The organism is Halorubrum amylolyticum (genome assembly GCF_004114995.1).
Lineage (GTDB): Archaea > Halobacteriota > Halobacteria > Halobacteriales > Haloferacaceae > Halorubrum > Halorubrum amylolyticum.
The window spans coordinates 390,178-417,124 of sequence record NZ_SDJP01000001.1; the positions used below are offsets into that span (position 1 = coordinate 390,178).

Genomic DNA, 26,947 nt, shown 5'->3' on the forward strand with positions numbered 1-26,947 from the left:
CCGTCTCCCGGTCAGTTTCCGGCGTCCTCCGACTCGCCGCGCTTTTGCGCCCGGCACGCGAACGCGACGTATGACCCGAGTCGTCGCGGTGTCCGGCAGTCGCCGAGCGGACAGCACCACGCGGGCCGCGCTGGCGGTCGCGCTCGACGCCGCGGGAGACGCCGGCGCCGAGACCGACCTGATCGATCTGAGCGCGGTCGACCTTCCCCTGTACCACCCCGACGAGGACGCACAGGGCGACAGCGAGACGCTGAAACGTCGCGTGCGCGAGGCCGACGGGGTGCTCGCGGGTACCCCCGTCTACCGGGGGTCGTACTCCTCGACGTTCAAGAGCTTCCACGACTTCTGCGGCTCCGACGAGTACGAGAACACCGCTGTGGGGCTGCTCGCGACCGCCGGCGGCGGGTCGTACGGCGGGACGCTCGAACACCTCCGGTCGACGTTCCGGAACGTTCACGCGTGGACGGTCCCCCACGAGGTCGGGATCGAGAGGGCGTCGCGGGTCGTCGAGACCGGGGACGCCGACGGCGGCCCGCGGATCACCGACGACGATCTCCGGCGGCGCACGGAGACGCTTGGGCGCGTCGTCGTCGAGCACGCGGAGCGGCTGCGGGGGTGACGGCGCGGTGGTCGCGGTGGTCACGCCGACCCGCCGGGCTTTTGACCGGCTCGCGTCTACGACGCTCATGACCGAACCGGGTGACGACGACCGTGTCCGCTAACCGGAAGGGCGACCGCCGCGAGCGGGAGCTGGTGAACGCCCTCGACGACGCGGGGTTCGCCGTGATGCGCGCCCCGGCCAGCGGCGCGGCCACGGAGCGGGAGCTTCCCGACGTGCTCGCGGGCGACGGCGAGACGTTCTACGCGATCGAGGCGAAGTCGAGCGCGGGCGACCCGATCTACCTCACCGGCGAGGAGGTGGAGGCGCTGCTGTTCTTCGCGCAGAACTTCGGCGCGAAGGCCCGGATCGCGGTCCGGTTCGACCGCGAGGACTGGTACTTCTTCCACCCCGGCGACCTGTACACCACCGACGCCGGGTCCTACCGGGTCAAAAAGGAGAAAGCGCTCGCGGAGGGGACCGACTTTCCGGAGTTCGTCGGCGAGACCGAGAAGGTGACGCTCGACGAGGTCGGCGGCGGCGGCGGCGGAGACGGCGAGAACGGGATCGACCCCGAAACGAAGGAGCGCCGAGAGATCCTGGAGGCGGTTCGGGACGGACACATGCCGGTCGAGGACGCGCTCGACGTGTTGTGACCGCCGCGTCGGCCGCGCTCAGAGGCGGTCGCCGCGGTGCGCGGACCCACCCGCTTATCCCTCGCGGCGTCGAACGTCGAGGCGAATGAGCGAGGAGTTCGTCCTGCTAGCGCCCGACGACCAGCCCGGCGACGAGTGGGAACAGCTGGACGTCTCCGACACGGAGGCGGACCGGATCGCCCGCCGGCAGGATCGGGAGTTCGACGAGTTCCGCAAGCGGATCAAAGACACCGAGCAGTTCAAGCTGCAGGAGTCGGTGTTCGACGACGCGACGCTGGCGGCGGTGTACAAGCTCGTGCAGGACGGCTACGTCGACGCCTTCGGCGGCCCGGTCTCGACCGGAAAGGAGGCGAGCGTCTTCGAGGCGCTCGGCGGGCAGGCCGGCGAGCGGCCGGAACCGGGATCTGTCGCGGCCGGGGGCGGCCCCGAGGGCGTCACTCCCGAGCGCGAGGTCGCCGTGAAGGTGTACCGGATCAACTCCTCGAACTTCCGGCACATGCGCGAGTACCTGGAGGGCGACCCGCGGTTCGAGGGCATCGCGAGCGACAAGAAGGCGGTCGTGCTGGCGTGGACCCGCAAGGAGTTCGCGAACCTCGAGCGCGCTCGCAGGGCCGGCGTGCGCGTCCCGGAGCCCATCGCGGTCCAGCGGAACGTCCTCGTGATGGAGCTCGTGGGCCACGCCGAGGACCGGGCGCGGCGGCTGAACGAGGTGGACGTGGAGAACCCCGAGACCGCGTACGAGGTCGTCCGCGAGTACATGCGCCGGCTCTACCGCGCCGGGCTGATCCACGGTGACCTCTCGGAGTACAACATGATCATCCACGAGGGCGAACTGGTGATCATCGACATGGGACAGGCGGTGACGGTCCACCACCCGAACGCCGGGGAGTTCCTCGACCGCGACTGCGAGAACGTGGCGACGTTCTTCACTCGGGAGGGGATCGACATCGACCCCGACGACCTCTACGAGTACGTGACGGAACCGGAGCCCGATCCGAGCGGGGAGCCGGAGTCGGGCGGAGAGCCGGGAGCGACCGAGCAGTCGGACTCCGAGTCGGACGGCGCGTCCGACGAGTAGACCGAGTCCGACTGCTCGTCCGCAATCGGCCGAAGACCACCGTCACGCGGCCACACACCACCCGCGGCGGAACACGCTTAAAAGGCTCCGCCGGGTACTCCGTGATATGCAACATGTGACGGTTCCGCAGGACCGGATCGGCGTCGTCATCGGCGCCGGCGGCGAGACGATGCGGGAGATCGAAGAGCGGGCGAACGTGCGGCTCGACATCGACTCGGAGTCGGGGAGCGTCGCCATCGAGGAGCGCGACGACCCGGTCGCCGCGATGGTGGCGCCGGACGTGATCAAGGCGATCGGCCGGGGGTTCAAACCGGACACGGCGCTGTCGATCCTCGATCACGACCTCCGGACGCTCGACCTGCTCGACCTCTCCGAGCACACCCGTAACGACAACGACCTCCAGCGCAAGAAGGGCCGGATCATCGGCGAGAACGGCCGCACGCGCGAGCTCATCGAGGAGCTGTCGGGCGCGAACGTCGTCGTGTACGGGTCGACGGTCGGCGCCGTCGGCCAGCCCGAGGAGCTGGAAGTGGTCCGGCGGGCGGTCGGGATGCTGTTGGACGGCGCCCCGCACGGCGCGGTGTACTCGTACCTCGAACGGATGTCGAACGAACTCGACGACGACGTGAGCTTCAACGCGCCCCAGTGAGCCGCCGCCGTGAGCGAGCGGCGGAGGGCGTCCGCGGGGGCGTCGCGCCTCGACGGTCGCCGCCGCACGGGACGAAAACGTTTCCCCGCCTCCCCGCGACGCTCTCCGTATGCGCATCGCCGTCCCCAACAAGGGCCGCCTACACGACCCGACGCTCTCGCTGTTGGAGCGCGCCGGGCTCCACGTTGAGGAGACCGCCGACCGTCAGCTGTACGCCGACACCGTCGACCCCGACGTGACGGTACTTTTCGCCCGGGCGGCCGACATCCCCGAGTACGTCCGCGACGGCGCGGCCGACGTGGGGATCACGGGCCTCGATCAGGCCGCGGAGTCCGGCGGCGTCGCCGACACCGCGAGCGAGGCCGAGGAGGGGGATCTCGTCGACCTGCTCGACCTGAAGTACGGCTCCTGTCGGCTCGTCCTCGCGGCGCCGGAGGACGGCGACATCGCCGCCGTCGAGGACCTCTCCGGCGGGACGATCGCCACCGAGTTCCCGGCGGTCACCCGCGACTACCTCGACCGCGTGGGGGTCGACGCCGACGTGGTCACCGTCACCGGCGCGACGGAGCTGACCCCTCACGTCGACATGGCCGACGCCATCGTCGACATCACCTCCACGGGAACGACGCTGAAGGTGAACCGCCTCGCCGTGATCGACGACGTGCTCGACTCCTCGGTGCGGCTGTTCGCCCGCCCGGACGTGGTCGACGACCCGAAAGTCGAGCAGGTGCTGACCGCCTTCGAGTCCGTGCTCGCGGCCGACGGGCGCCGGTACCTGATGATGAACGCCCCGAACGATCGGCTCGACGAGGTGAAAGACGTGATCCCCGGGCTCGGCGGGCCGACGGTGATGAACGTCGAGGCCGACGAGAACGGCAACGGCATGGTCGCGGTCCACGCCGTCGTCGAGGAGCGCGACGTGTTCGCGACGATCTCGGAGCTGAAGTCGGTCGGCGCGACCGGCATCCTCGTCACGGAAATCGAGCGGCTCGTCGAGTGAGCCCGAGCGGAGGCCTCCGTGTCTCCGCGCCTACGCGGCGTCGATCAGCCGCTCCTTCTCGGCGCGCGACAGGGATTTTATGGCGTGTTCGCGCGACATCGCGGCCGACTTCGAGCCGAACGACTCGACGTGGCGTAAGGTAACGGGCGTCCGCCCGCGGGTGTACTTGGCGCCCTCGCCGGCGTCGTGCTCGGCGACGCGTCGCTCCACGTCGGTGGTGTAGCCGGTGTAGAGCGTGCCGTCGGAACACTCGATGACGTACACGTGGTGGTCCGACACGGGAGGGGGTTGCGTCCCGACCGCCAAGGAGGTACGGGTTCGCCGCGGTCGGTTACGACGCGGCGGACGGAGTTAATCCCCGGTTCGACCGCGTTCCCGCACGACCTCCGCGATCCCCGCGTTGGCGGAACACTCCGGACAGGCGTTGAGGTCGCCGTGCTCGTCCGCGAACACGCGCGCGAAGCGGTCCGAGACGTGCGACCCGCAGTGGTCACAGCGTGGCATTCGGTACCGGCCGTCACCGGCGGCCGACCTAGGGGTTCGTCGAACAAGTACCCTTTCTCACCCCCGATCGCTTCCGGTATCGCTCGATCAGCCGGCCGGAAAAATCGACCCGGGCTACGAGTCGGTCGCCGCGTCGACCGCGCGGGCGATCAAGCCCGCCTGCGCGCCGGCGACGAAGCCGGCGTCGACGTTCACCGTCGTGAGCACCGAACAGGACTGGAGCGCGCCCTGCAGCGCGGCAACCCCCTCGCCGCCGACGCCGTAGCCGGTCGAGACCGGGAGCGCGATCACCGGCGCGGCGACGAGCCCCGCCACGACCGTCGGGAGCGCCCCCTCGCGGCCGGCGGCGACCACGACCACGTCCGCCTCGCGGATGCGGTCGCGCTGGTCCAAGATCCGGTCGAGGTTCGCGACTCCCACGTCGTCGACCCGATCGATCGTCGCGCCGATCTCGCGGGCGACGACCGCGGCCTCCCCCGCGACCGCCGCGTCCGCGGTGCCGGCCGCGACGACCGCGACGGTCGCGTCGAGGGCCGGGCGCTCGAAGTCCCCGGCGTGGACGACGACGGTGCCGGTCCGCTCGTCGTGGTCGACGGTCGCGTCGAGCGGGTCCGCGGTGTCGAGATCGAGGTCCTCCACCGCCGTCCGGATCGCGGCCGCGTCGTCGGCGTCCGCGCGCGTGACGAGCGCGCGGCCCGTCGTCTCCACCGCGGTCGTCGTCAGCGCGGCGACCTCGGCGGGGGTCTTCCCCTCCGCGAGGATCGCCTCGGGAATCCCGCGCCGCCCCTCGCGGCCGGCGTCGAACCGCCCCGCCGCCGTCGTCGCGTAGCCCGCGAGCCGTGACTCCGCCTCCGCGACGCCGATCTCCCCGGCGTCGAGCGCCTCAAGCGTGTCGCGCATGGTCGTCCGTGGGGGCCGAGCGGTGTCGTACCTATCGATCCGTGCCGGTCTCGGCCGCCGACGGCCTCTCGCTCTCACAAAGTTTATAAAGGATGGTTCTGGGACACCGCCGCGAACCGCCCGCACGGCGTCCCTCGCGGTCGAATTCAGGAACTCTTATTAACTGTCGACGGATAGCGTCGAGCGCATGGCAGACCTTATTGTCAAAGCGGCCGTCAAGGAAGCCCTGGACGACAAGAACGTCGCTTCGGACTTCTACGACGCGCTGGACGACGAAGTGGACGAGCTGCTCGAAGACGCCGCGCGCCGCGCCGAGGCCAACGACCGGAAGACGGTCCAGCCTCGCGACCTCTAAGTCGGACGCGCTTTCCGTTCTTCATTTTTTGCGCGACTGCCGACCGGTGAGCGACGCGTCCGTCGGTTTGCTGACCCACTCACCGCCTCGCGACCCGAACGCCCGTCTCCGTCCCGACGTGGACCTCGTCCGCGAGGCCGACGAAGATCCCGTGTTCGACGGCGCCCGGCGTCGTCGCCAGCGTCGTCGCCAGCGCGTCCGGGTCGTCGATCTCGCCGAACGCGCAGTCGAGCACGAGGTTCCCGTTGTCCGTGACGACCGGCCCGTCCTTCCGCTCTGCCCGCCGCAGGGTCGGCTCGCCCCCGGCCGCCCGCACCGCCTCGGCGACGGCGGATCGACCGGCGGGGAGCACCTCCACCGGAACGGACCGGTCGAGGACCGGTGCCTCCTTCGAGGGGTCGACGACGACGAGGAAGCGGTCGGCCGCCGCGTCGACCAGCTTCTCGCGGGCGTGGGCGGCGCCGCCGCCCTTTATGAGGGGGCCGACGCCGGGCTCCGCCTCGTCGCCCTCTCCGCCGGCCGCGACCTGATCCGCGCCGTCGATCGCCACGTCGATCCCGGGCGCACCGGGACCGACCGCCTCGTCGAGGTCGAGTAGGGGAATCCCGCAGTCGCCCGCGAGTTCGCGGCTCGCGAAGGACGTGGCGACGCCCCGAACGTCGAGCCCGGAATCGACCCGGTCGCCGAGTCGGCGGATCGCGTGCGCCGCGGTCGATCCGGTGCCGAGGCCGACCACGTCGCCGTCGCTGACCGCCTCGGCCGCCGACTCCCCGGCGCGTCGCTTCGCCGCGTCGCTGCCGCCGCTCGTCTTCATACCACCGACTGTGCGGGAGCGGTTGAAAAGGCGTCGGGGTCGCGAGGAGGGTCGGCCGGCGACGCCTCGGCTCACTCCAGCCGGTCTAACACCGCCTCAGCCTCGTAGGCCAAGGAGAGTTCTCGCGAGCGCCCGCGTCCCTCCACCTCGGCGTACTCCGCGTCGATCACGCCGAGCTGGTCGAGCTTGTTGATGATCTCCGAGTACCGGGTGTAGCCGAGGTCCGTCTCGTCGTGGAACGCCTCGTACACCGTCCCGGCGCGTTCGCCGTCGTTCTCGGCGAGCACGCGGACCAGCGCGCGCTCGGACTCTGAGAGCCCGCGGAGCGAGCGGGAGAGGTGGACGTGTTTGGACTTGTCGTAGGCGGACTCCACGTCCTCCGCGGCGACGGTCTTCGAGGCGCGCATCTCCGCGTTGAGCCCGGCCCGGCGGAGGAGATCGATCCCGACCCGCAGGTCGCCACTCTCGGCGGTCAGGTCCGCGACGCGCTCCAGTTCGGCGTCGCCGATGACGCCGTCGTGAAACCCGCGCTTCGCGCGCTCGAAGAGGATGTCGTAGATCTCGGTGGCGCCGTAGACGGGAAAGTACACCTCCTCGGGGCGGAACACCGACTGGACGCGGGTGTCGAGGTCGTCGATCACGTCGAGGCCAAGATCGGAGGAGACGACGATGACGCCGATCTTCGCGCCGGAGTGCGCCTCGTGGGCGCGCAAAAGCGAGTAAAGCGTGTCGGAGGCCTCGTTCTCGTAGAAGAGGTAGTTCACGTCGTCGAGCGCGACGACGAGCACGTCGTCCTCCTCGACGAGCCGGTCGGTGATCTGGCCGAACAGCTTCTTGAAGGAGATCCCGGAGGAGGGCGGCTCGTAGTCGAAGATCCCCTCGAACAGCCGCGAGAACACCGCGTAGCGCGTCGAGTCCACCTGACAGTTCACTCTGACCGTTCGCACGTCGGTCCTGGCGCCGAGCTCGCCGAACAGCTTCTGGACCGCCGTGGTCTTCCCGGTGCCGGGCGGGCCGCGAACCATCGTGTTCAGCGGGCGGGAGCCGCGGACGGCGGGCCTGAGCGCGTACTTCAGGCTCTCCAGTTGGCTCTCGCGGTGGCGGAACGTCTCGGGGACGTGGTCGATCTCGAACACCGACTCGTCGCGGAACACCGACTCGTCCCACGAGAGCATATCGCCGCCGGCGTCCCCGGTCATGTGCACACCACGACAGGCCGTCCACTTAACCGTTACCCGCAGGGAGAGTGAAACTGAAACTTGTCGCCTGCGACGCTCATTCGCCGAGTATCGCCGACCGATCGTTCACTCTCGGGACGGTGGAATCCCGCCGATCTCGCTCCGGCTCCCGTCTCGGGCTGGCGTCGGTCCCGCGCCCGTCGTCCGCCCGTCGCTCCCGTCACTCCCGGTCGAGCACCAGCACGTGCCGCGTGAGCGACCGATGGACCCGGCGCTCGAACGCGGCGTCGACCGTCCAACCGGCCTCCCAAGCCTCCCCGCGCCAGTCGCGATCGGCGACCACGACGGCGCGGGGCGCGACCCGGGCGGCCTCCGCGAGCGCGCCCCCGACGAGATCCGCGAGCTCGTGGCGGGCGATCTTTGACTGGCGGCCGTACGGGGCGTCGAACGCGACCCCGTCGACCGCGTCGTCGCGCAGGGGGAGGTCCGTGGCGTCGCCGCGGGCGACGTGCCAGTCGGGGATAGGGCCGGGGCTCTCCGCGTCGCCTTCGTCCCCGTCGCCCACGTACTCCCGGAAGTTCTCGCGCGTCCCGCGGACCATCTTCGCTTGGGCGTCGCACGCGATCAGGTCACTCCCGACGATCCCGGCCTCCAGCGGGAGCCCGCCGGTGCCGCACATCGGGTCGAGGACGGTCCGGCCGGGCGCGGCGCCGGCGAGGTTGGCGTACGCGCGGGCGTCGGCCGGCGCCATGCTCCCCGGCTGGAAGAAGGGCCGGTCGGTGGGTTTCGGGGCGAAATCCCGGGCGGCCTCGACGGCCACCCACCCGAGCGCGCAGATCGCTGCGTCGCCGCCGTCGGCGCCGGGAACCGCGTCGTGGTCGTCGCGCTCGCCGGCCGCGAACAGCGAGCGCAGGACGTGATCGGGGTCGTCGAGGTCGACCTCGAACCCGCGATCGACGAGGACGCCGCCCAGTTCGCGCTCGGCCGCGCTCGTCGAGATCTCGGTCGTGTTCCGGACGTTGCGAGCGCGGACCGCGACGGTGCCCGACCGATCGAGCGGCGCCGCGTCGAGGGCGGCCGCGGCGGCGTCGAGGTCGGCGTCGGTCCGAGCGATCGCCTCGTGGGCGGCGCGAGTGTACGCGAGCCGGCCGACCGGGGTCTTCCGGTTGCCGACGTTCCCACCGTCACCGCCGACGTCCCCACCAATGCTCCCGGCCCGCGCGACCCCCGGCGCGAGCAGCTCCACGCCCGTCGCCGCGACGGCGGCCTCGCGGGCGGCGAACGCGTCCTCCTCGCCGGCGAGTTCGAGCCAGTACACGCCGCGGAGTCGGGCCGCCGGTCGCAAGAGGATAGCGGTTCTGACCAGCCACCTTTTTACGTGCTTCAAGTGTGTATCGAGGTAGTAATGGCCGATCCGAAGGAGACGATCACGATAGAGAACGTCGTTGCCTCCACGGGGATCGGGCAGGAACTCGATCTCCAGAGCGTCGCCATGGACCTCGAAGGCGCGGACTACGACCCGGAGCAGTTCCCCGGACTCGTCTACCGCACCACGGACCCGAAGTCTGCCGCGCTGATCTTCCGGTCGGGGAAGATCGTCTGTACGGGCGCCAACTCCATCGACGCCGTCCACGAGAGCCTCGATCTGGTGTTCGACGAGCTCCGAAAGCTCCAGATCCCGATCGAGGACCCCGAGATCACGGTCCAGAACATCGTCACCTCCGCCGACCTCGGCGAGAGCCTCAACCTCAACGCGATCGCGATCGGGCTCGGCTTAGAACACATCGAGTACGAGCCGGAGCAGTTCCCCGGCCTCGTCTACCGGATCGACGAGCCCGACGTGGTGGCGCTTCTGTTCGGCAGCGGGAAGCTCGTCGTCACCGGCGGGACGAGCCCCGACGACGCCGCGGCCGCCGTCGACGTGATCGTCGAGGAGCTGGACGGTCTCGGGCTGCTCGCCTGACCGCGATACCGCCCGATCCGATTCCGCGACCACTTTTACCCGCCGCCTCGTAGGTCACCCATGCTCCTGCAGACGGTGACGCCGGCGTCGGTGCTGGGGACGACCGTCGTGTTCGCGCTGTTCCTCTCCGTGACCGCCCACCTCGCCGCTCGGAACGTCCTCGGCGACGTGGATCCGCGCCGCGCACTCTACGTCGGCCCGCTCCCCGCGGTGATCGGCGTCGTCGGCGGCGCCTTCGCGCTCCCCGAGGTGCTGATCGTCGCGGCCGCGCTCCTCGTCGACGCCGCCGTGTTCTCGTGGAGCTACGATCAGCCTCGGCGGCTCGTGGTCGGGATGACCGTGATCCACGCGGTGATCACGACGCTGCTCGGGATCGTGCTGCTCGGGATCGCGGTGCTGTTCGCGGCGCGACCGGGGTAGGAGGTGGTCGCCGCCGGCGGCTCACTCGCCACCGGCTCACGGTTCCGGCGGCACTCCCTGTCCGCCACCGTTTCACGGCTCCGGCGGCGCCCCGTCGTACGCGTCGTGGTCGCCGTAGAAGTTCAGCATCGCGAACTTCAGCTTCTCCGGGTCGAGGTCGAGCAGTTCCTCGCGCTCCTCGGGCGGGAACGCGCCGCGGACCGAGTACTTCCCCATGTCCGCGGACGTGTATCGGCGATCCGCGAGGATTCGCACGCCGAAGTCGTCGGGACCCCGGACGACCCGCCCGAGCGCCTGTCGCGTCTTGCGGATCGTCGGGATCTCGACCGCGTACGCCCAGCCGGGATCGCGAGCGCGGTCGCGGTCGGCGAACGCCCGGTCGTAGGCGTCTTGGACCGCCTCCATCCGATCCGAGAGGTGCGGGTACGGGACGCCGACGACCACGACCGTCCGGGCGTCGTCGCCGTCGAAGCTCACGCCCTCGGCGAGCGTTCCCCACAGCGAGGTGAAGAGGGTCGCGTCGTCGCTCTCGACGAACCGCTGGCGAAGCTTCTCCTCGTCCTCGCCGGGGCCGTCGAGGTAGAGCGAGCCGAGGTCGGCGCCCGCGAGCCTGCCGCCGACGCCGGTGTCGCTGCCGCCCCCGCCGCCCCCGCCGCCCCCGCCGCCCGCCGACCCCCCGAGTCGCTCGTAGTAGCGCTCGGCCTCGGCGTAGGAGGGGAAGAAGGCGAGCGTGTTGCCCGGGGTGAAGCGGATCGCGTCGCGCAGCAGCGACCCCACCGTCTCTTGGGTCTCCGGGTCGTTGCGCTCGGAGGCGAACAGCGGGGGCGTGTCGACCGCGAACGTCCGGCGGTTCGCCTCGGGGTATCCCATCTCGTACGCGAGCGACGCCACGTCCTCCAGCCCGAGCACGTCCTCGGTGACGTCGAAGGGGCGGAGCGTCGCGCTCATCAGCACCGAGGCGGCGACCTCGTCGAACAGCTCCTGCGTGACGCGGCGGGGGATACAGGTGTACAGCTCCGCGCGGCCGTACACCTCGTCGGTGGCGCCGTCGCGGCGCACGGAGACGACCGGGTACTGGCCCAGTTCGGTCCCCTCCTCCATCCACGTCGAGACGAACCGGGCGACCTGCAGGGTCTGACACTCCGTGCGGGTCGTGGTCTCCCCGTCGCGGTAGCGGCGTTCGTACTCCTCGTCCAACGCCTGTCCGAGCTGGACGGCGAGCTCGGTCTCCGTGTCGATCCCCTTCCCCTCGTAGTTGCGGAGGAACGCGAGCGTGAGGTCGTCGCGGCGGTCGTCGTTGGCGATCGACAGGTCCTCCCAGTTCTCGCCGACCGACTCGCGCTGGCCGACGCCGAGCGCGTCGTCGCGGGTCTCCACGAGGGCGTCGCGGAACGCGCGGACCACGTTCTCGGCCGCCTCGGCGCGGGAGTCGTCGCTCTCTGTGAGTTCGTCGAGGGCGGCGTCGAGCGTGCTCTCGGTGAGGGTGCGGGTGGCGTGGTCGCGGGCGGCGTCCTCGACGTTGTGGGCCTCGTCGAAGACGGTGATTATCTCGGCGGGGTCGCGGTCGATCCACCGGAAGAACTGCTCGCGGATGTTCGGGTCGAGCAGGTGGTGGTAGTTACACACCACCAGATCGACGCCCTCCATCCCCTCCTTCAACAGCTCGTAGCCGCACAGCTCGCGCTCGTCCGCGTACGCGTACACGTCCTCGGGCGTGCGAACGTCCTCGAACAGCCACCCGAAGAACTCCTCGGTGTCCTCGACGAGGTTGTTCCGGTAGTGGGCGCAGACGTTCGCGGTCTCGTACTCCTCGATCGCGGCTTCCAGCTCGTCGAGCTCGTCCATCACCGACTCGCGGGCCTCGGCGGCTCCCGCGTCGCCCTCGCGGCTCTCGGCCAGCAGCTCGCGCTGGCGGGACTCCAGCTCGCGGACCTCGCTTTCGGTCTCCACCATCTCGCGGGTGGTGTCCCGGAGGGTCTGACACTCTTGGTAGTCAACGTCGATGTGGCACATCGACGACTTCCCCTTGAACACGACCGCGCGGATAGGCTCCTCGCGGGTGATCGCGCGGGCGTCCTCGACGAACTGCCGCATCTGCTGGTGGACGTTGGTCGTGATGACGACCGTGCGGTCGTGCTCGCGGGCGTGTTCCAAGGCGGGCACGAGCGCGGAGAGGGTCTTTCCCGTCCCGGGCGCCCCCTCGAACAGCACGTCCTGTCCGCGGTCCAGCGCGTTGGCGACCCTGTCCATCGCCTCGCGCTGGTTCGGGTACGGCTCCTCGTACGGGAAGAACCGCAGATGCGGCGACTCTGACACGGGACAAGGTTCGGTGCCATCGGCTAAAAGGGGTGGGGTGGCGGAGCGGAAGTGGTCTCGAAGTCGCCGCCGATCCGGGGTTCGCCGCGCGCCGTCGATCCGGCGTTCGCCGCGCGCCGTCGATCCGGCGTTCGCCGGGCTCACCGCCCGCGGCACACCCGCCTTTTTAAGAACGCGCGGCGAGCATCCGCAGACGAATGTTCGACGAGATCCTCGAGAAGTTCGAGGGGTCACCCAGCCAGCAGGCCGTGATCCGGCTGTTCTTGGAGCGCGGCTTCTCGATCAACGAGGAGGGACGAGTCGTCTCCGGCGGGATCGAGATCCCGTACACCGGGATCGCGCGTGAGCTCGATGTCGACCGCCGCGTCGTCGACTCGACCACGGACGCGATACTGGCCGATCCGGAGCTGAAGCGCATCTTCACCAACATCTCGTCGGTACCGAGCTTGATGGATCTGGCCCCCGTACTGGACCTGACGGTGCTTACGATCGAGGTCGCGGCCGCCGACGAGGCCGGGATCGTCGCCGAGGTGACCGGCATCCTCGCCGACCACGGCGTCTCGATCCGGCAAGTGCTGAGCGAGGACCCGGAGTTCACCGACGACCCGAAGCTGTACGTGATCACCGACGCCGACATCTCCGGCGATCTGCTCGTCGATATCCGCGATCTGGAGTACGTCCACCGCGTCGGGTTCTGAGGCGGCTGTTCCGAACGGATATCTCTTCCTAGCCGACCGAACCGATCAGTTCCGCCGCGACCGTGAACCGCTGGAACCGTCCGGAGTCGTATCTGCGGTGCCGAGCCAGTCCGGAGCGCGGTTTCCGCCCGATTTCCACTTTCACCCGGCTGTAAACCAGTCTTTATACCGGATGGCGAACAAGGGTCGAGTACATGCCAGAAGACGAACTCGAGGACCTCCCCGGAGTCGGCCCCGCCACCGCAGACAAGCTCGTCGAGAACGGATTCGAGAGCTACCAGTCGATCGCCGTCGCGAGCCCCGGCGAGATGTCGAACACCGCCGATATCGGCGAATCCTCGGCCTCGGACATCATCAACGCCGCCCGCGACGCCGCCGACGTCGGCGGCTTCGAGACTGGCGTGAGCGTGCTGGAGCGCCGACAGGAGATCGGGAAGCTCTCGTGGCAGATCGACGAGGTCGACGACCTGCTCGGCGGCGGTATCGAGACGCAGTCGATCACCGAGGTGTACGGCGAGTTCGGGTCCGGCAAGTCGCAGGTGACCCACCAGATGGCGGTCAACGTCCAGCTCCTGCCGGAGAACGGCGGGCTCGACGGCGGCTGTATCTTCGTCGACACCGAGGACACGTTCCGTCCGGAGCGGATCGACGACATGGTCCGCGGGCTCGACGACGAGATCCTCGCCGACGAGATGGAGCGCCGTGAGATCGAAGGCACGCCGAGCGACGAGGAGGCGATGGAGGAACTGATCGAGGCGTTCTTGGACCAGATTCACGTCGCGAAGGCGTTCAATTCCAACCACCAGATCCTGCTGGCCGAGAAGGCCAAGGAGCTCGCCGGCGAGCACGAGGAGAGCGAGTGGCCCGTCCGGATCGTCTGCGTCGACTCGCTGACGGCCCACTTCCGCGCGGAGTACGTCGGCCGCGGCGAACTGGCGGAGCGACAGCAGAAGCTCAACAAACACCTCCACGACCTGATGCGGCTCGGCGACCTGTTCAACACCGCCATCCTCGTCACGAATCAGGTCGCCTCCAATCCCGACTCCTACTTCGGCGACCCGACACAGGCGATCGGCGGTAACATCCTCGGACACGCCTCCACGTTCCGGATCTACCTCCGGAAGTCGAAGGGCAACAAGCGGATCGTCCGGCTCGTCGACGCGCCCAACCTCGCCGACGGCGAGGCCGTGATGCGCGTGCAGGGCGAGGGGCTGAAGCCGGAGTAATGGCGCTTCTCGCGGAGCGGTCCTCCAAGTCTAGGACCCGTTCGCTTCCGGTCCGCATCGCGATTCGAACGGGATTTTCTGGAAAACGCGTCGAATGAGCGACGCCGTGGGGTGTCGGAACCCGGATCGGACGGCGGAGTCCAGATCGGGTTGACAAACGTTATTTTCTCGGAGAACCGCCCGAGACGCCCGATATCGGGGCAGTCAGGCCGTCGTGCGGTTTTCGCGACGATCGCCGGGGCGGCAAGTATTTCCACCAGCCGCCGCGCACGGCGCTTTGAGGGCCCGAATCGTCCGATCCGGCAGATATTGACGGTTAGTTAATAACACGTCCGGTCGCTTCGGGCGCAAATATTGCTGCCGACTTCCGAGACATATGACCTTATACAACATTGACGTATCCTTATATTGAACGCTTCCCGTATCATCAACGATATTTTTTGTGAAACTCAACTCAAATGTTTATATACTACCGTTCACCGTTGTCGAGACGTGATTCAGAACATGAACACGGGCGAAATGCGCAGTTCGAAGGACGTATGTTCAGTTGAGGTGTTCGGGTCGTGACGGCCGGCGTACTCGCGAGCATCGATCCGAGCGTCCTCGCTGAGGGCGTGAACCTGATGTGGGTCGCCGTGGTCTGTTTCCTGATCTTCTTCATGCACGCCGGGTTCGCGATGCTGGAGGCCGGGCAGGTACGCGCGAAGAACGTCGCGAACCAGCTCACGAAGAATCTCCTCACGTGGGGGGTCGGCGTTCTCGTGTACTTCCTGATCGGCTTCGGGATCGAAGGCGTCGCCGGCGGCGGCGGATTCTCTCCGGCGTCGGCCCTCAGCGACGGCGGTTGGGTCAACAGCTGGCTGTTCGGTGCCGTCTTCGCGATGACGGCGGCGACGATCGTCTCCGGGGCGGTCGCCGGCCGCGCGAAGCTCCGCGCGTACGTGGCGTACACGGTCGCCATCTCCGCGGTCATCTACCCGGTCGTCGCGGGCATCACTTGGGGCGGCGGCTTCCTTGGCGGCGCCGGCCTCGGCTTCACCGACTTCGCGGGCGGGATGATCGTCCACGGCGTCGGCGGTATCGCCGGCCTCACCGCGGCGTACATGCTCGGACCGCGCATGGACCGCTACGCCGAGGACGGCTCCACGAACGTCATCCCCGGTCACTCGATGACGTTCGCGGTGCTCGGCACCCTTGTCTTGGCGTTCGGCTGGTACGGATTCAACGTCGGGACGACCGCGACCGTCTTCTCGGTCACGGAGTCCGGCGAACTCGCGCTCGGCGGCTACTCGGCGGTCGGCCGCGTCTCCCTGACGACGACGCTCGGCATGGGTGCCGGGGCCGTCGGCGCGGCGCTCGGCTCGATGTCCCTCACGAAGAAGGTCGACACCCTGTACGTCGCCAACGGCGTGCTGGCGGGGCTCGTCGCCGTCACCGGCACCGCCAACGCGATCACCTGGTGGGGCGCCATCGCGGTCGCGCTGATCTGCGGGCTCCAGCTCCCGCTCGTGTTCGAGTTCGTCTCGGACAAGATGAAGATCGACGACGTGTGCGCGGTGTTCCCGGTTCACGGCTCCGCGGGGGTCATCGGCGTCCTCGCGCTGCCGTTCATCCACGTCGACGGCTTCTCCGTGGACCTGCTCGTCTCGCAGGTGATCGGCGTCGTCGTCATCACCGCGTGGACGGTCGTCGCGACCGCCGTGGTGTTCGGCGCGTTCAAGGCCGTCGGTCAGGCCCGCGTCACCCCCGACCACGAGCGCGACGGGCTCGACGTCAGCGAACACGGCGTCGAGACGTACCCCGAGTTCGGCAAGGCCAACGTCGCGACCGACGGCGGCCCCTCCGTCGTCGACACCACCGACGAGTCCCCGCGCGCCGACGGCGGCGAGGAGGCGGGCTCGGAGATCAAGATGGTCACGGCGGTCGTCCGTCCCGACAAGCTCGGGGCCATCAAGCAGGCGCTCGCGGAGATCAACGCGCCCTCGCTCACCGTGACGAACGTCTCGGGCCGGGGCAGCCAGCCCGCGAAGACGGGCCAGTGGCGCGGCGAGGAGTTCACGGTGGACCTCCACCAGAAGGTGAAGGTCGACGTGGTCGTCGCCGACATCCCGGCCGACGAGGTCGCGGACGCGATCGCCGACGCCGCGAAGACCGGCGAGCCCGGCGACGGCAAGGTGTTCATCCTCCCGGTCGAGGACGCGCTGCAGGTCCGTACGGGCGCGACCGGCCCGGAGGCGGTGTAGGGCCGGAGCGTCGGCTTCGAGATTTCGCCGACGAACAACGCGAAGAAACGACGGACGCGACGGCGGCTTTCGGCTGACGCCTTTTCCGCGACGCCACGGCACCCAGCGACCGCGTCGCTCGCGGTCTCCGGCGGGGGTCCGGCGCTCCTTCGCCCCTCGTCGCCCGGTTCGGCAACAACTTTCACGCTCCCGACCGAACGCCGGGACATGAACCACGAGCGCTCTCGCGGGCTGTACGACCGCGCGCTGTCGGTCACGCCCGGCGGCGTCAACTCTTCCGTCCGCGCGACGATGCCGCACCCGTTCTTCGTCGAGCGCGGGGACGGAGGCCACGTGATCGACGCCGACGGCAACCGCTACGTCGACTGGGTGATGGGGTACGGGCCGCTGCTGTACGGCCACGACCTCCCGGAGCCGGTCGAGGCGGCCATCCAGTCGCACGTCGCCGCGGGGCCGATGTACGGCGCGCCCACCGAGATCGAGGTCGAACACGCGGAGTTCGTGGCGCGGCACGTCCCGAGCGTGGAATCGATCCGGTTCGTCAACTCCGGGACGGAGGCGACCGTTTCGGCGGTGCGGCTCGCCCGCGGCCACACCGACCGCGACAAGATCGTCGTCATGCAGGGCGGCTACCACGGCGCCCAGGAGTCGACGCTCGTGGAGGGGTCGCCGGGGGACGCCCACCCCTCGACGAAGGGAATTCCGGAGTCGTTCGCCGAGCACACCCTCCCGATCCCGTTCAACGACCCGCAGGCGGCGAAGGAGGTGTTCGCGGAACACGGCGACGACATCGCGGCGGTCCTCGTCGAACCGATCCTCGCAAATACGGGGATCGTCACCCCGATCGACGGGTACCACGAGACGCTCCGAGACCTGTGTGACGACCACGGTTCCCTCCTCGTCTTCGACGAGGTGATCACCGGGTTCCGCGTGGGCGGACTCGGCTGCGCGCAGTCGAAGTTCGGCGTCACGCCGGACGTGACGACGTTCGGCAAGATCATCGGCGGGGGGTTCCCGGTCGGCGCGATCGGCGGGAAGGCGGAGATAATCGAGGAGTTCACGCCCGCGGGCGACGTGTTCCAGTCCGGGACCTTCTCCGGGCATCCGGTGACGATGGCCGCCGGGAAGGCCACGCTGGAGTACGCCGCCGAGAACGACGTGTACGAGCACGTCAACCGCCTCGGCCGGAGGCTCCGCGAGGGAATCGCCGAGATCTGCGCGGAGCGCGCGCCCGAGTACACCGTCGTCGGCACCGACTCGATGTTCAAGACGATCTTCACCCGCGAGGCGCCCGACGATCCGGACGCCTGCTGTCCCGGCGGCTGTCGGCAGGACCCCGACTGCGACCGCTACGACGGCTGTCCGAAGAACGGCGCCGATGTCGCTAACGCCGCCACCGACCGCTGGGAGCGCGTGTTCTGGCAGGAGATGAAAGAGCAGGGCGTGTTCCTCACCGCCAACCAGTTCGAGTGCCAGTTCGCCTCGTACGCGCACACGGAGGAAGACGTGGAGGAGACGCTGGCGGCGTACCGGGAGGCGCTGTAGCCGGCGCCTCCGGGCGGCAAACGTTGCGATCGGCCGTCAGGTGCGGAATCTTTTTATACCGAAACTCGGGTAGATACACGTGATGACCGCGGAGGCTCGTCTCGACGCCGCCCTCGTCCGAGGCCGACGAGCCCCGCGACCGCGACGAGGCGTCCGACCGCCGCGACCGGCTTCCGGCGCGGCGCGACGACCGGCCCCTTCGGGCCAGTAACCTTCCTCCCTCGTCGCGTTCGCGCCGTTCCGTTCCGGAGAGTGACAGCTACATCCGTCCGTAGCGTCGCCGCCGCCATTTTCTTACAATATTTAAACCGGTGAATTTAAGGGATAGAGTCTACTCTACTCCGGTAATGGCAACCGTTGCACTCGCGTTCAGTGGGGGACTCGACACGACCGTCTGCGTGCCGCTGTTAAAAGAGGAGTACGGCTACGACGAGGTCATCGGCGTCAACGTCGACGTCGGGCAGCCGACCGAGGAGTTCGACGAGGCGGAGGAGACCGCTGAGGCGCTCGGGCTCGACATCCACGTCGTCGACGCGAAAGCGGAGTTCGCGGACCTGTGTTACGACGCGGTGAAGGCGAACGCGACGTATCAGGGCTATCCGCTCGGAACCGCCCTCGCGCGCCCGGTCATCGCCGAGGCCATCTTGGGCGTCGCCGAGGAGCAGGGCTGTGACGCCATCGCGCACGGCTGCACGGGGAAGGGGAACGACCAGCTCCGGTTCGAGGCCGTCTGGCGCGGCTCCGACCTAGAGGTCATCGCCCCCGTCCGCGAGCTCGGGCTCACCCGCGAGTGGGAGATCGACTACGCCGCCGAGAAGGACCTGCCCGTCGAGGCCGGCGATGGCGGCGTCTGGTCCATCGACGAGAACATCTGGTCGCGCGCGGTCGAGGGCGGCGAGCTGGAGGACCCGAACTACGAGCCGCCGGCGGACATCTACGAGTGGACCGCGGAGCCGGAGGGCGAGACCACCATCGAGGTCGCCTTCGAGGAGGGTGTCCCGGTCGCGGTCGACGGCGAGGAGATGGACCCGGTCCCGCTCATTCAGCACCTCAACGAGTACGCCGGCGGCTACGGCATCGGCCGCACCGACGTGATGGAGGACCGCATGCTCGGGCTGAAGGTGCGCGAGAACTACGAGCACCCGGCCGCGACCGTCCTGCTGACGGCTCACCAGGCCCTCGAAGACCTCGTGCTCACGAAGAACGAGCGCTCCTTCAAGAAGGGGATCGAGCAGGAGTGGTCCGAGAAGGCGTACCAGGGGCTCGTCTTCGCCCCCGTCGTCGACGCGCTCGACGCGTTCATCGACGAGACGCAGGACGTGGTGACGGGCACGGCCACCGTGAAGGTCTCGGGGGGCAACTGCCGCGTCGTCGCCCGCGACTCCGAGTACGCCGTCTACTCCGAGGAGATGGCCTCCTTCAACACCGAGGACGTGGCCGGCATCGCGCAGGAGGACGCCACGGGCGTCGCGAAGTACCACGGGCTGCAGGAGCGCCTCGCCAACGACGTGAAGAAGTCGGTCTCGAAGCCTGAACTGGCCACTGACGGCTCCGGCGAGACGGACGAGAACTAAATGACCGACGACGATCCCGGCACGGCCGTCCGCCGCGACCGCTTCAGCGGCGGCCCCGCCCGCGAGTTCCTGTCGAGCCTCGCCGCCGACGCGGCGATCTTCGAGGCCGACCTCGCGGTCGACCGCGCGCACACGGTGATGCTCGCCGAGCGGGGGATCGTCGATAGCGCGGTCGCCGGCGAGATACTCGCGGCGCTCGACGACGTGGAGGAAGCCGGCCACGCCGAGTTGCCCGACGGCGAGGACGTTCACGAGGCGATCGAGACGGCCGTGATCGACCGGATCGGGCCGGACGGCGGGCGGATGCACACCGCCCGCTCGCGCAACGACGAGGTGGCGACCTGCATCCGGTACCGCCTTCGCGAGGACCTGCTCGCCGCCGCCGAAGCCACGATCGCGCTCCGCGAGGCGCTCGTCGACGTGGCGAGCGAGCACGCGGAGACGGTGATGCCCGGCTACACGCACCTCCAGCCGGCCCAGCCGACGACGGTCGCGCACTACCTCCTGTCGTACGAGGGCGGGGTCGCCCGCGACACCGAGCGCCTGCTCGACGCGTACGACCGGGTCGACCGGTCGCCGCTCGGCGCGGCCGCGTTCGCGGGGACGCCCTTCGACGTCGACCGCGACCGGACCGCCGAACTGCTCGGGTTCGACGGGACCGTCCGGAACTCGACCGACGCGGCGTCGGCGCGCGACTTCCTCGCGGAGGGGTCGACCGCGTGCGCGACGCTCGCGACGACGCTGTCGGGGCTCGCGGAGGATCTCGTCCTCTTCTCGAACAAGGGGTTCGTGGAGCTGTCGGACGCGTACGCCTCCACCTCCTCGATCATGCCCCAGAAGAAGAACCCCGACACGCTGGAGCTGACCCGCGGCGTCGCCGGCGACGCGATCGGCGAGGCGACGGGGACGCTGAGCCTGCTGAAGGGGCTCCCGCGCGCGTACAACCGCGACCTCCAGCGCGCCCACGCGGGCGTGTTCGAGATCGCGGACGACGTGCGCGAGGCGACCGAGGTCGCCGCGGGCGCGGTCGCGACCGCCGACTGGGACGAGGAGACGCTCGCGGACGCCGCGGGCGAGGGCTTCTCGACGGCGACGGGCGTGGCCGACCTGCTCGCGATGGACGGGATGCCCTTCCGGACCGCCCACGAGATCGTCGCGACCGCCGCCGAGACCGTCTCGGACGACGACTCACCGGCCGCCGCGGCCGCAAAAGTTGACGAGGCCGCTCGAAAGGTGACGGGCGAGCCCCTCTCGGCGCACGTGAGCCGCGAGGACGTGGAGTCCGCGCTCGACCCCGCCGCCAGCGTCGCGAGCCGCGACTCCGCCGGGGGACCCGCCCCCGAGGCGGTCGCCGACGAGGTCGCGACCGCGGAGGCCGGGAACGAGACCGACGCCGCGGCGCTCGCCGACGAGCGGGAGTCGCTCGCGGCGGCGGCGGAACTGCTCGACGCGGAGGTGGACTCGTATGCGTGAGTCGACGACGACCGCCGCGGGGCAGCGGCTGCGACCGCCGCGACCACCGCGACGACCGGCGCCGTCGACGGTCGATCCGCGACCGCCGACGACGCCGCCGTCCCCGCGAGGGGACACACTAACTACTGGAATCTGACATCGGATTTCACACGGCGGTTATGCGACCGAATTTCGTCCGTTAGCGGGTAGTCTATTTATTGTAAATCAAACTACAAGTTCGAAGGGTTTATGCGGGTTCACGGCCGAGTGGGTGGTACGATGACGAGCGACACTGACCCGGTGCTGGCAGAGGACCCGATCACGGGCGAAGAGATCGAGCTTCCGGCCGACGTCGAGGTCGGCGAGATCATCGACAGCCCGGTCACCGGGACCGAGCTGGAGGTCATCTCGCTGGACCCCGTCGTGTTGGAGGAGGCACCCGAACTCGAGGAGGACTGGGGCGAGTAGATGGCGACGACCGCCACGACCGCGACACGCGAGTGGTCGACATGCAAATAGGCATCCTCTACTCGCGGATCCGGAAAGACGAGAAGCTGCTGCTCGGCGAACTCCGCGAGCGCGGCCACGAGGTCACCAAGATCGACGTGCGCAAGGAACGGTTCGGGTTGGAATCGACCACCGCCGACGTCGCCGACCTCGATCTGGTCGTCGACCGCTGTCTGTCGACGAGCCGGTCGCTGTACGCGACCAAGTTCCTCGACAGCTACGGCGTTCCCGTTATCAACTCCCCCGAGACGGGCGACGTCTGCGCCGACAAGGCGAAGAACTCGCTCGCGCTCGCGGAGGCCGACATCCCCACCCCGGCGACGGAGGTGGCGTTCACCAAGGAGGCCGCGATGGAGGCCATCGAGGAGTTCGGCTACCCCTGCGTGCTCAAGCCCGTCGTCGGCTCGTGGGGCCGGCTGATGGCGAAGATAGACACGCGGAACGCCGCTGAGGCGATCTTAGAGCACAAGGAGACGCTCGGCCACTACGAACACAAGGTGTTCTACGTCCAGGAGTTCGTCGACAAGCCCGGTCGCGATATCCGCGTGGTGGCGGTCGACGGCGAGCCGGTCGCCGCGATGACGCGGTCGTCCGACCACTGGCTCACGAACGCCGCGAAGGGCGGCGAGACGAAGTCGTTCGACCTCGACGACCGCGCGCTCGATCTGGTCGAGCGCGCCTCGGCGGCGGTCGGGGGCGGCATGCTCGGCGTCGACCTGATGGAGGTGGGCGGCACCGGCTCCGGCGAGTACACCGTCCACGAGGTGAACCACACGGTCGAGTTCAAGGCGCTCGACTCGGCCACCGACGTCGACGTGCCCGCGAAGGTCGTCGACTGGCTGGAGGCGAAGGCGGCCGCGGCGGCCGACGACGACGCCGCGGAGGCACGCACATGAGCGCCGACGGCGCGGTCGACGCGACGGCTGACGAGACGCACACCGCGAGCGTCGTCGGCGGTACCGGTTTCACCGGCGGCGAGCTGCTGCGGATCCTCTCGGGCCACCCCGGCTTCGACGTGGTGCAGGCCACGTCGCGGTCGGCCGACAACATGACGGTTGGCCGGTCGCATCCGAACCTGCGCGGGCTCGACCTGCGCTTCTCCGACCCCGACGATCTGGAATCGGTCGACGTGCTGTTCTCGGCGACGCCTCACGGCGTTTCGATGGGCCGGATCGACGAGTACTTCGAGGCCGCCGACACGGTCGTCGACCTCTCGGCGGACTTCCGGCTCCCCGACGCGGAGCTGTACGACGAGTGGTACGACGGCCACGAGTCGCCCGAGTACTTAGAGCGCGCGGAGTACGCGCTCCCCGAGCTCAACCGCGAGAACCTCCCCGGAGCCGACCTGATCGCCGGCGGCGGCTGCAACGCGACCGCGACGATGCTCGGGCTCAAGCCCCTCGTCGACGCGGGGGCGCTCGGTCCCGACGCGGGCGAGGTCGTTGTCGACGTGAAGGTTGGCTCCTCGGAGGGCGGCGCCGGCGGCGGCGCGGCCTCCTCGCACCCGGAGCGTTCGGGCGTCGTGCGCCCGTACGCGCCCACGAGCCACCGCCACGAGGCGGAGATCGAGGCGTACCTCGGGCTCGACGTCTCCTTCACCGTCCACGCGGTCGAGATGGTGCGAGGCGCGAGCGCGACCTGCCACGTCTTCCCCGACGAGCCCGTCTCGAAGGCGGACCTCTGGCAGGCGTACCGCGGCGCCTACGCCGACGAGCCGTTCATGCGGATCGTCTCCGGCGGCGGCGGCGTCTATCGCTACCCCGAGCCGAAGGCGGTCGCCGGCACCAACCACGGCGAGGTCGGCTTCGAGCTCGACCCCGGAAACCGCCGTATCGTCGTCTTCTCGGCGATAGACAACATGATGAAAGGCTCCGCCGGACAGGCGGTCCACGCGGCGAACGTCGCCCTCGGGCTGCCCGAAGACGCCGGCTTGGAGTTCCAGGGGCTCCACCCCGTGGGATCGCCATGAGCGGGGAGCGGACCGACGCCGGCGACGGACCCGCCGACGAGCCGCCCGTCGTCGTCAAGGTCGGCGGCGCGAAGGCGGTCGACCCGGCCGGCGCGGTCGGCGACGTGGCGCATCTCGCCGCCAACGGGCGGCAGGTCGTCGTCGTCCACGGCGGGTCGACGGTCGTCGACGAGACCATCGAGCGGCTCGGCATGGAGCCCGAGTACGTCGAGTCCGCCTCCGGCGTCACGGGTCGGTTCACAGACGCGGAGACGATGGAGGCGTTCACGATGGCGATGGCCGGCAAGCTCAACACCGAGCTGACGGCGCGGTTCCGCGAGGCCGGCGTCGACGCTGTCGGCCTCTCGGGCGTCGACGGCGGGCTCCTCTCGGGCCCCCGAAAATCGGCGGTCCGGGTGGTCGAGGACGGGAAGAAGAAGATCCGCCGCGGCGAGCACTCCGGCCGGATCGAGTCGGTGAACGCCGACCTCCTCTCCGGCCTGCTCGCCGACGGCTACACACCCGTCGTCTCGCCCCCGATGGCGGGGAAGGAGGGAGACGGCGGCGTCACGCCCGTCAACGCCGACGCGGACCGGGCGGCCGCCGCGGTCGCCGGCGCGCTCGGCGCCGACCTCGTCCTCCTGACGGACGTTGCCGGCGTGTACGCGGACCCCGACGCCCCCGACACGCTCATCGAGTCGGCGGCGGCGCCCGACGAACTCGCGGCGGTCGAAGACGCCGCCGAGGGGTTCATGGGCAAGAAGGTGATGGCCGCGACGGAGGCGCTCTCGGGCGGCTCCGGCCGCGTCGTCGTCGCCGACGCCAACGTCCGCGACCCGATCGTCGCCGCGCTCGGCGGCGAGGGGACGACGATCGAGCGGTCGGCGCTCGTGGACGACGCGGGGGACGCTGACGACGCGGGGGACGCTGACGACGCGGGGGACGCTGACGACGCGGGGGACGCTGACGACGCGGGGGACAGATCGGAGGCCGAAACGGAGGGCGAGACCGCATGAGCGGCTTCGTCTTCTCGGAGAAGCCGATCGAGATCGCCTCGGGCGACGGGGTGACGCTCACCGACGCGAACGGGACCGAGTACCTCGACTTCGGCGCGAGCTACGCGTGTACTCCGGTGGGTCACTGCCACCCCGAGGTCGTCGACGCCGCGACGAGCCAGCTGGAGGAACTCATGTACGTGCAGGCGTCGTACCCGCACGCGGCGCGGACGGCGCTGTACGAGCAGCTCTCCGCGATCGGGCCGGGCGACGCCGACAACGTCTGGCTCTGCAACTCGGGGACCGAGGCCAACGAGGCCGCGCTGAAGTTCGCTCGGCACGCGACCGGTCGCGAGAAGATCGTCGCGACGACCCAGGGCTTTCACGGCCGGACGATGGGGTCGCTCGCGACCACCTGGAAGGAGAAGTATAAGCAGGGGTTCGAGCCGCTCGCCGGCGGCGTCGAGTTCGTCGAGTACGGCGACGCCGACGCGATGCGGGAGGCGGTCGACGACGAGACCGCCGCGGTGATCTTGGAGCCCCTGCAGGGCGAAGGCGGGATCAACCCCGCCGCCACCGAGTACCTGCAGGCGGTCCGAGAGACGACGGAGGAGGCGGGGGCCGCGATGGTCCTCGACGAGATCCAGACCGGGCTCGGCCGCACCGGAACGCTCTGGGCCGCCGAGCGCCACGACGTGGTGCCCGACGTGCTCACGACCGCGAAGGGGCTCGCCAGCGGGCTCCCGATCGGCGCGACGCTGTGTCGCGACTGGGTCGCCGAGGACGCCGGCAACCACGGCTCGACGTTCTCCGGTGGCCCCGTCGTCTCCGCGGCCGCGGGTGCCACCCTCGACGTGATCGAGCGCGAGGGGCTCCCCACACACGCCGGCGAGATGGGCGAGTACATCCGCGGGCAGATCGAGGAGCGCCTCGGCGACGACGTCCGCGACGTGCGCGGCGACGGCCTGATGATCGGCGTCGGAGTGAAACGCGGCTCGAACCGGCTGCTGCGCGATCTGGCGATCGACCATCAGGTGCTCGCGCTGCCGGCGGGCCGCACCGTGTTGCGCCTGCTCCCGCCGCTGACGATCGAGCGCGAGCACGCCGACGCGGTGGTGGACGCGCTCGCGGAGGTGATCGGGTGATGTCGACCGGGAAAGAGCGCGATGCGGACGACGAGAGCGCGAGCGACGCGGCCGGGACCGAGTCGACCGCCGACGAGTCGTCGGCCGGGACCGACGTGGTCGCGGGCGGCGGCTACCCCGAGGCCTGCGACACGCCGGCCCGGAAGCTGCTGTACGACATGGTGTCGATCCCCTCGCCCTCGGGCGAGGAGGAGCAGGCCGCGAAGCGCCTCGTCGACTTCTTCGAGGCCAACGGCCGGGAGGCGTGGATCGACGAGGTCGGCAACGTCCGCGCGCCCGCCAGCGACGCCGTCCTGCTGACCTCGCATATCGACACCGTCCCGGGCGACATCCCGGTCGAGGTGAAGCCGGCGGCCGAGGACGACGAGGCCGGCGAGGCGGGCGAGCCCGTCCTCTGGGGGCGCGGGACCGTGGACGCCACCGGCCCCCTCGTCGCGATGGCGGTCGCGGCGGTGAAAACGGGCGTCTCGTTCGTCGGCGTCGCCGGCGAGGAGACGGATTCGCGGGGCGCCCGCCACCTCGTCGAGGACCGCGACGCGCCCGAGGCCGTGGTGAACGGCGAGCCCTCCGGCTGGGACGGCGTCACCCTCGGCTACCGGGGCTTCCTCGCGGGGACGTACGTGAACACGAGCGAGTCCGGCCACACCTCGCGGCCGGAGCCGAACGCGATCCAGCACGCGATCGACTGGTGGCACGGCGTCGAGGAGACGTTCGACCCCACCGACGACGACACCCCCGTCTTCGAGCAGGTGACGACCAAGCCCGTCTCGGTCGACGGCGGGCTCACCGACGACGGGCTGGCGGTCGAGGCGACGATGGACGTGCAGCTGCGCGTCCCTCCGAACCGGACGGTCGACGAGATCCACGAGCTGGCGGAGACGGAGCTGTCGACCGGCTCGGTCCACTGGAAGGAGCCGATCCCGTCGGTGATGGAGAGCCCGCGGACGGAGCTGGCGCGGGCGTTCCGCGTCGCGATCCGCGGCGCCGGCGGCGACGTTCGCCTGCTGCGCAAGACCGGGACGAGCGACATGAACCTGTTCGCGGCCGCGTGGGACTGTCCGATGGTCACCTACGGCCCCGGGAACTCGGACCTCGACCACGCGCCCAACGAGCGGCTCCCCCTCTCCGAGTTGGACCGCGCGACGGCGGTGTTGAGCGACGTCTGCCGGGACCGACCGTAGGC

Annotated in this window: 27 protein-coding genes; 20 read left to right on the top strand and 7 right to left on the bottom strand. The window is 69.9% G+C overall.

Going from position 1 to position 26,947, the window contains the following annotated elements; translation table 11 throughout:
* The first annotated feature begins 70 nt into the window (after positions 1-70).
* The 5 genes from ESO89_RS01840 to hisG all read left to right on the top strand — a co-directional run bounded on the left by ESO89_RS01840 (position 71) and on the right by hisG (position 3,981).
* Positions 71-619 carry an NADPH-dependent FMN reductase gene (locus tag ESO89_RS01840; RefSeq protein ID WP_128903972.1) on the top strand — a complete coding sequence of 183 codons (549 nt, stop codon included), beginning with the start codon at positions 71-73 and terminating at the stop codon, positions 617-619.
* An 80-nt stretch (positions 620-699) separates the two neighbouring features.
* Positions 700-1,254, top strand: a complete 555-nt coding sequence (gene hjc, locus ESO89_RS01845) for a Holliday junction resolvase Hjc (protein WP_128903973.1) — start codon at positions 700-702, stop codon at positions 1,252-1,254.
* A gap of 85 nt (positions 1,255-1,339) precedes the next feature.
* Positions 1,340-2,332, top strand: a complete 993-nt coding sequence (rio1, locus tag ESO89_RS01850) for a serine/threonine-protein kinase Rio1 (protein ID WP_128903974.1) — start codon at positions 1,340-1,342, stop codon at positions 2,330-2,332.
* A 106-nt stretch (positions 2,333-2,438) separates the two neighbouring features.
* A complete protein-coding gene (locus tag ESO89_RS01855) occupies positions 2,439-2,981 on the top strand; it encodes a KH domain-containing protein (protein ID WP_128903975.1) in 543 nt (180 codons plus the stop codon).
* Between the two features lie 109 nt (positions 2,982-3,090).
* Positions 3,091-3,981, top strand: a complete 891-nt coding sequence (gene hisG / locus ESO89_RS01860; protein ID WP_128903976.1) for an ATP phosphoribosyltransferase — start codon at positions 3,091-3,093, stop codon at positions 3,979-3,981.
* 30 nt (positions 3,982-4,011) lie between these two features.
* Here the strand turns inward: hisG and ESO89_RS01865 are convergent, their stop codons facing one another.
* The 3 genes from ESO89_RS01865 to larB form a co-directional block, all read right to left on the bottom strand.
* Complete coding sequence (locus ESO89_RS01865) at positions 4,012-4,260, bottom strand: GIY-YIG nuclease family protein (protein ID WP_128903977.1); 249 nt, start codon at positions 4,258-4,260, stop codon at positions 4,012-4,014.
* 72 nt (positions 4,261-4,332) lie between these two features.
* Entirely contained in the window at positions 4,333-4,485 is a 153-nt protein-coding gene (locus ESO89_RS18375) for a DUF7563 family protein (protein ID WP_164932730.1), read from the bottom strand.
* Between the two features lie 114 nt (positions 4,486-4,599).
* Positions 4,600-5,385 carry a nickel pincer cofactor biosynthesis protein LarB gene (larB, locus tag ESO89_RS01870; RefSeq protein ID WP_128903978.1) on the bottom strand — a complete coding sequence of 262 codons (786 nt, stop codon included), beginning with the start codon at positions 5,383-5,385 and terminating at the stop codon, positions 4,600-4,602.
* A 187-nt stretch (positions 5,386-5,572) separates the two neighbouring features.
* Between larB and ESO89_RS01875 the strand changes: the two genes are divergently transcribed.
* Complete coding sequence (locus ESO89_RS01875; protein ID WP_004047560.1) at positions 5,573-5,740, top strand: DUF1931 family protein; 168 nt, start codon at positions 5,573-5,575, stop codon at positions 5,738-5,740.
* A 79-nt stretch (positions 5,741-5,819) separates the two neighbouring features.
* Here ESO89_RS01875 and rpiA read toward each other — a convergent pair whose 3' ends face one another.
* The 3 genes from rpiA to ESO89_RS01890 form a co-directional block, all read right to left on the bottom strand.
* Positions 5,820-6,554 carry a ribose-5-phosphate isomerase RpiA gene (gene rpiA, locus ESO89_RS01880; RefSeq protein WP_128903979.1) on the bottom strand — a complete coding sequence of 245 codons (735 nt, stop codon included), beginning with the start codon at positions 6,552-6,554 and terminating at the stop codon, positions 5,820-5,822.
* A 71-nt stretch (positions 6,555-6,625) separates the two neighbouring features.
* Positions 6,626-7,753 (bottom strand): ORC1-type DNA replication protein, encoded by a 1,128-nt coding sequence (locus tag ESO89_RS01885; RefSeq protein ID WP_128903980.1) that lies wholly within the window; start codon positions 7,751-7,753, stop codon positions 6,626-6,628.
* A gap of 199 nt (positions 7,754-7,952) precedes the next feature.
* Positions 7,953-9,050, bottom strand: coding sequence for a THUMP domain-containing protein (locus ESO89_RS01890; protein WP_128903981.1), 1,098 nt, complete (start codon positions 9,048-9,050; stop codon positions 7,953-7,955).
* 87 nt (positions 9,051-9,137) lie between these two features.
* Between ESO89_RS01890 and ESO89_RS01895 the strand changes: the two genes are divergently transcribed.
* Together ESO89_RS01895 and ESO89_RS01900 are read left to right on the top strand one after the other, a co-directional pair.
* Positions 9,138-9,695 carry a TATA-box-binding protein gene (locus ESO89_RS01895; RefSeq protein ID WP_128903982.1) on the top strand — a complete coding sequence of 186 codons (558 nt, stop codon included), beginning with the start codon at positions 9,138-9,140 and terminating at the stop codon, positions 9,693-9,695.
* 60 nt (positions 9,696-9,755) lie between these two features.
* Positions 9,756-10,115 (top strand): DUF7473 family protein, encoded by a 360-nt coding sequence (locus ESO89_RS01900; RefSeq protein WP_128903983.1) that lies wholly within the window; start codon positions 9,756-9,758, stop codon positions 10,113-10,115.
* 72 nt (positions 10,116-10,187) lie between these two features.
* On the opposite strand, the gene ESO89_RS01905 is transcribed toward ESO89_RS01900, so the two are convergent.
* Positions 10,188-12,431, bottom strand: a complete 2,244-nt coding sequence (locus tag ESO89_RS01905) for an ATP-dependent DNA helicase (RefSeq protein WP_128903984.1) — start codon at positions 12,429-12,431, stop codon at positions 10,188-10,190.
* Between the two features lie 197 nt (positions 12,432-12,628).
* Between ESO89_RS01905 and ESO89_RS01910 the strand changes: the two genes are divergently transcribed.
* From ESO89_RS01910 to ESO89_RS01965, 12 genes are all read left to right on the top strand, one after another.
* Positions 12,629-13,129, top strand: a complete 501-nt coding sequence (locus ESO89_RS01910; protein WP_128903985.1) for an ACT domain-containing protein — start codon at positions 12,629-12,631, stop codon at positions 13,127-13,129.
* Positions 13,130-13,323: 194 nt separating this feature from the next.
* Positions 13,324-14,355, top strand: coding sequence for a DNA repair and recombination protein RadA (gene radA / locus ESO89_RS01915; protein WP_128903986.1), 1,032 nt, complete (start codon positions 13,324-13,326; stop codon positions 14,353-14,355).
* Positions 14,356-14,918: 563 nt separating this feature from the next.
* Positions 14,919-16,598, top strand: a complete 1,680-nt coding sequence (locus tag ESO89_RS01920; RefSeq protein WP_128903987.1) for an ammonium transporter — start codon at positions 14,919-14,921, stop codon at positions 16,596-16,598.
* Between the two features lie 207 nt (positions 16,599-16,805).
* Positions 16,806-18,143: a glutamate-1-semialdehyde 2,1-aminomutase gene (gene hemL, locus ESO89_RS01925; protein ID WP_128903988.1), complete on the top strand. Its 1,338-nt coding sequence runs from the start codon at positions 16,806-16,808 to the stop codon at positions 18,141-18,143.
* A gap of 347 nt (positions 18,144-18,490) precedes the next feature.
* Positions 18,491-19,717, top strand: a complete 1,227-nt coding sequence (locus tag ESO89_RS01930) for an argininosuccinate synthase (RefSeq protein ID WP_128903989.1) — start codon at positions 18,491-18,493, stop codon at positions 19,715-19,717.
* Positions 19,718-21,190, top strand: coding sequence for an argininosuccinate lyase (gene argH, locus ESO89_RS01935; RefSeq protein ID WP_128903990.1), 1,473 nt, complete (start codon positions 19,718-19,720; stop codon positions 21,188-21,190). It abuts the gene before it with no gap.
* 258 nt (positions 21,191-21,448) lie between these two features.
* Positions 21,449-21,637 (top strand): lysine biosynthesis protein LysW, encoded by a 189-nt coding sequence (lysW, locus tag ESO89_RS01940; protein ID WP_008001778.1) that lies wholly within the window; start codon positions 21,449-21,451, stop codon positions 21,635-21,637.
* Positions 21,638-21,678: 41 nt separating this feature from the next.
* Positions 21,679-22,572, top strand: a complete 894-nt coding sequence (gene lysX / locus ESO89_RS01945) for a lysine biosynthesis protein LysX (RefSeq protein WP_128903991.1) — start codon at positions 21,679-21,681, stop codon at positions 22,570-22,572.
* Positions 22,569-23,645 (top strand): N-acetyl-gamma-glutamyl-phosphate reductase, encoded by a 1,077-nt coding sequence (gene argC / locus ESO89_RS01950; RefSeq protein WP_128903992.1) that lies wholly within the window; start codon positions 22,569-22,571, stop codon positions 23,643-23,645. Before lysX ends, argC begins: the two co-directional genes overlap by 4 nt.
* Complete coding sequence (locus ESO89_RS01955; protein WP_128903993.1) at positions 23,642-24,640, top strand: acetylglutamate/acetylaminoadipate kinase; 999 nt, start codon at positions 23,642-23,644, stop codon at positions 24,638-24,640. Before argC ends, ESO89_RS01955 begins: the two co-directional genes overlap by 4 nt.
* Positions 24,637-25,764: an aspartate aminotransferase family protein gene (locus ESO89_RS01960; protein WP_128903994.1), complete on the top strand. Its 1,128-nt coding sequence runs from the start codon at positions 24,637-24,639 to the stop codon at positions 25,762-25,764. Before ESO89_RS01955 ends, ESO89_RS01960 begins: the two co-directional genes overlap by 4 nt.
* Positions 25,764-26,945, top strand: coding sequence for a [LysW]-lysine hydrolase (locus tag ESO89_RS01965; RefSeq protein WP_128903995.1), 1,182 nt, complete (start codon positions 25,764-25,766; stop codon positions 26,943-26,945). The genes ESO89_RS01960 and ESO89_RS01965 overlap by 1 nt, the downstream gene beginning before the upstream one ends.
* Positions 26,946-26,947 lie beyond the last annotated feature (2 nt).

Excerpts from the sequence above, each read along its gene's own strand:
- ESO89_RS18375 (WP_164932730.1), bottom strand. The coding sequence starts at position 4,485 with ATGCCACGCTGTGACCACTGCGGGTCGCACGTCTCGGACCGCTTCGCG.
- lysW (WP_008001778.1), top strand. The coding sequence starts at position 21,449 with ATGACGAGCGACACTGACCCGGTGCTGGCAGAGGACCCGATCACGGGC.
- argH (WP_128903990.1), top strand. The coding sequence starts at position 19,718 with ATGACCGACGACGATCCCGGCACGGCCGTCCGCCGCGACCGCTTCAGC.
- radA (WP_128903986.1), top strand. The coding sequence starts at position 13,324 with ATGCCAGAAGACGAACTCGAGGACCTCCCCGGAGTCGGCCCCGCCACC.
- lysX (WP_128903991.1), top strand. The coding sequence starts at position 21,679 with ATGCAAATAGGCATCCTCTACTCGCGGATCCGGAAAGACGAGAAGCTG.
- ESO89_RS01885 (WP_128903980.1), bottom strand. The coding sequence starts at position 7,753 with ATGACCGGGGACGCCGGCGGCGATATGCTCTCGTGGGACGAGTCGGTG.
- ESO89_RS01895 (WP_128903982.1), top strand. The coding sequence starts at position 9,138 with ATGGCCGATCCGAAGGAGACGATCACGATAGAGAACGTCGTTGCCTCC.
- ESO89_RS01910 (WP_128903985.1), top strand. The coding sequence starts at position 12,629 with ATGTTCGACGAGATCCTCGAGAAGTTCGAGGGGTCACCCAGCCAGCAG.
- ESO89_RS01875 (WP_004047560.1), top strand. The coding sequence starts at position 5,573 with ATGGCAGACCTTATTGTCAAAGCGGCCGTCAAGGAAGCCCTGGACGAC.
- hisG (WP_128903976.1), top strand. The coding sequence starts at position 3,091 with ATGCGCATCGCCGTCCCCAACAAGGGCCGCCTACACGACCCGACGCTC.
- rpiA (WP_128903979.1), bottom strand. The coding sequence starts at position 6,554 with ATGAAGACGAGCGGCGGCAGCGACGCGGCGAAGCGACGCGCCGGGGAG.
- larB (WP_128903978.1), bottom strand. The coding sequence starts at position 5,385 with ATGCGCGACACGCTTGAGGCGCTCGACGCCGGGGAGATCGGCGTCGCG.
- ESO89_RS01960 (WP_128903994.1), top strand. The coding sequence starts at position 24,637 with ATGAGCGGCTTCGTCTTCTCGGAGAAGCCGATCGAGATCGCCTCGGGC.
- rio1 (WP_128903974.1), top strand. The coding sequence starts at position 1,340 with ATGAGCGAGGAGTTCGTCCTGCTAGCGCCCGACGACCAGCCCGGCGAC.
- ESO89_RS01855 (WP_128903975.1), top strand. The coding sequence starts at position 2,439 with ATGCAACATGTGACGGTTCCGCAGGACCGGATCGGCGTCGTCATCGGC.
- hemL (WP_128903988.1), top strand. The coding sequence starts at position 16,806 with ATGAACCACGAGCGCTCTCGCGGGCTGTACGACCGCGCGCTGTCGGTC.
- ESO89_RS01930 (WP_128903989.1), top strand. The coding sequence starts at position 18,491 with ATGGCAACCGTTGCACTCGCGTTCAGTGGGGGACTCGACACGACCGTC.
- argC (WP_128903992.1), top strand. The coding sequence starts at position 22,569 with ATGAGCGCCGACGGCGCGGTCGACGCGACGGCTGACGAGACGCACACC.
- ESO89_RS01965 (WP_128903995.1), top strand. The coding sequence starts at position 25,764 with ATGTCGACCGGGAAAGAGCGCGATGCGGACGACGAGAGCGCGAGCGAC.
- ESO89_RS01840 (WP_128903972.1), top strand. The coding sequence starts at position 71 with ATGACCCGAGTCGTCGCGGTGTCCGGCAGTCGCCGAGCGGACAGCACC.
- ESO89_RS01900 (WP_128903983.1), top strand. The coding sequence starts at position 9,756 with ATGCTCCTGCAGACGGTGACGCCGGCGTCGGTGCTGGGGACGACCGTC.
- ESO89_RS01955 (WP_128903993.1), top strand. The coding sequence starts at position 23,642 with ATGAGCGGGGAGCGGACCGACGCCGGCGACGGACCCGCCGACGAGCCG.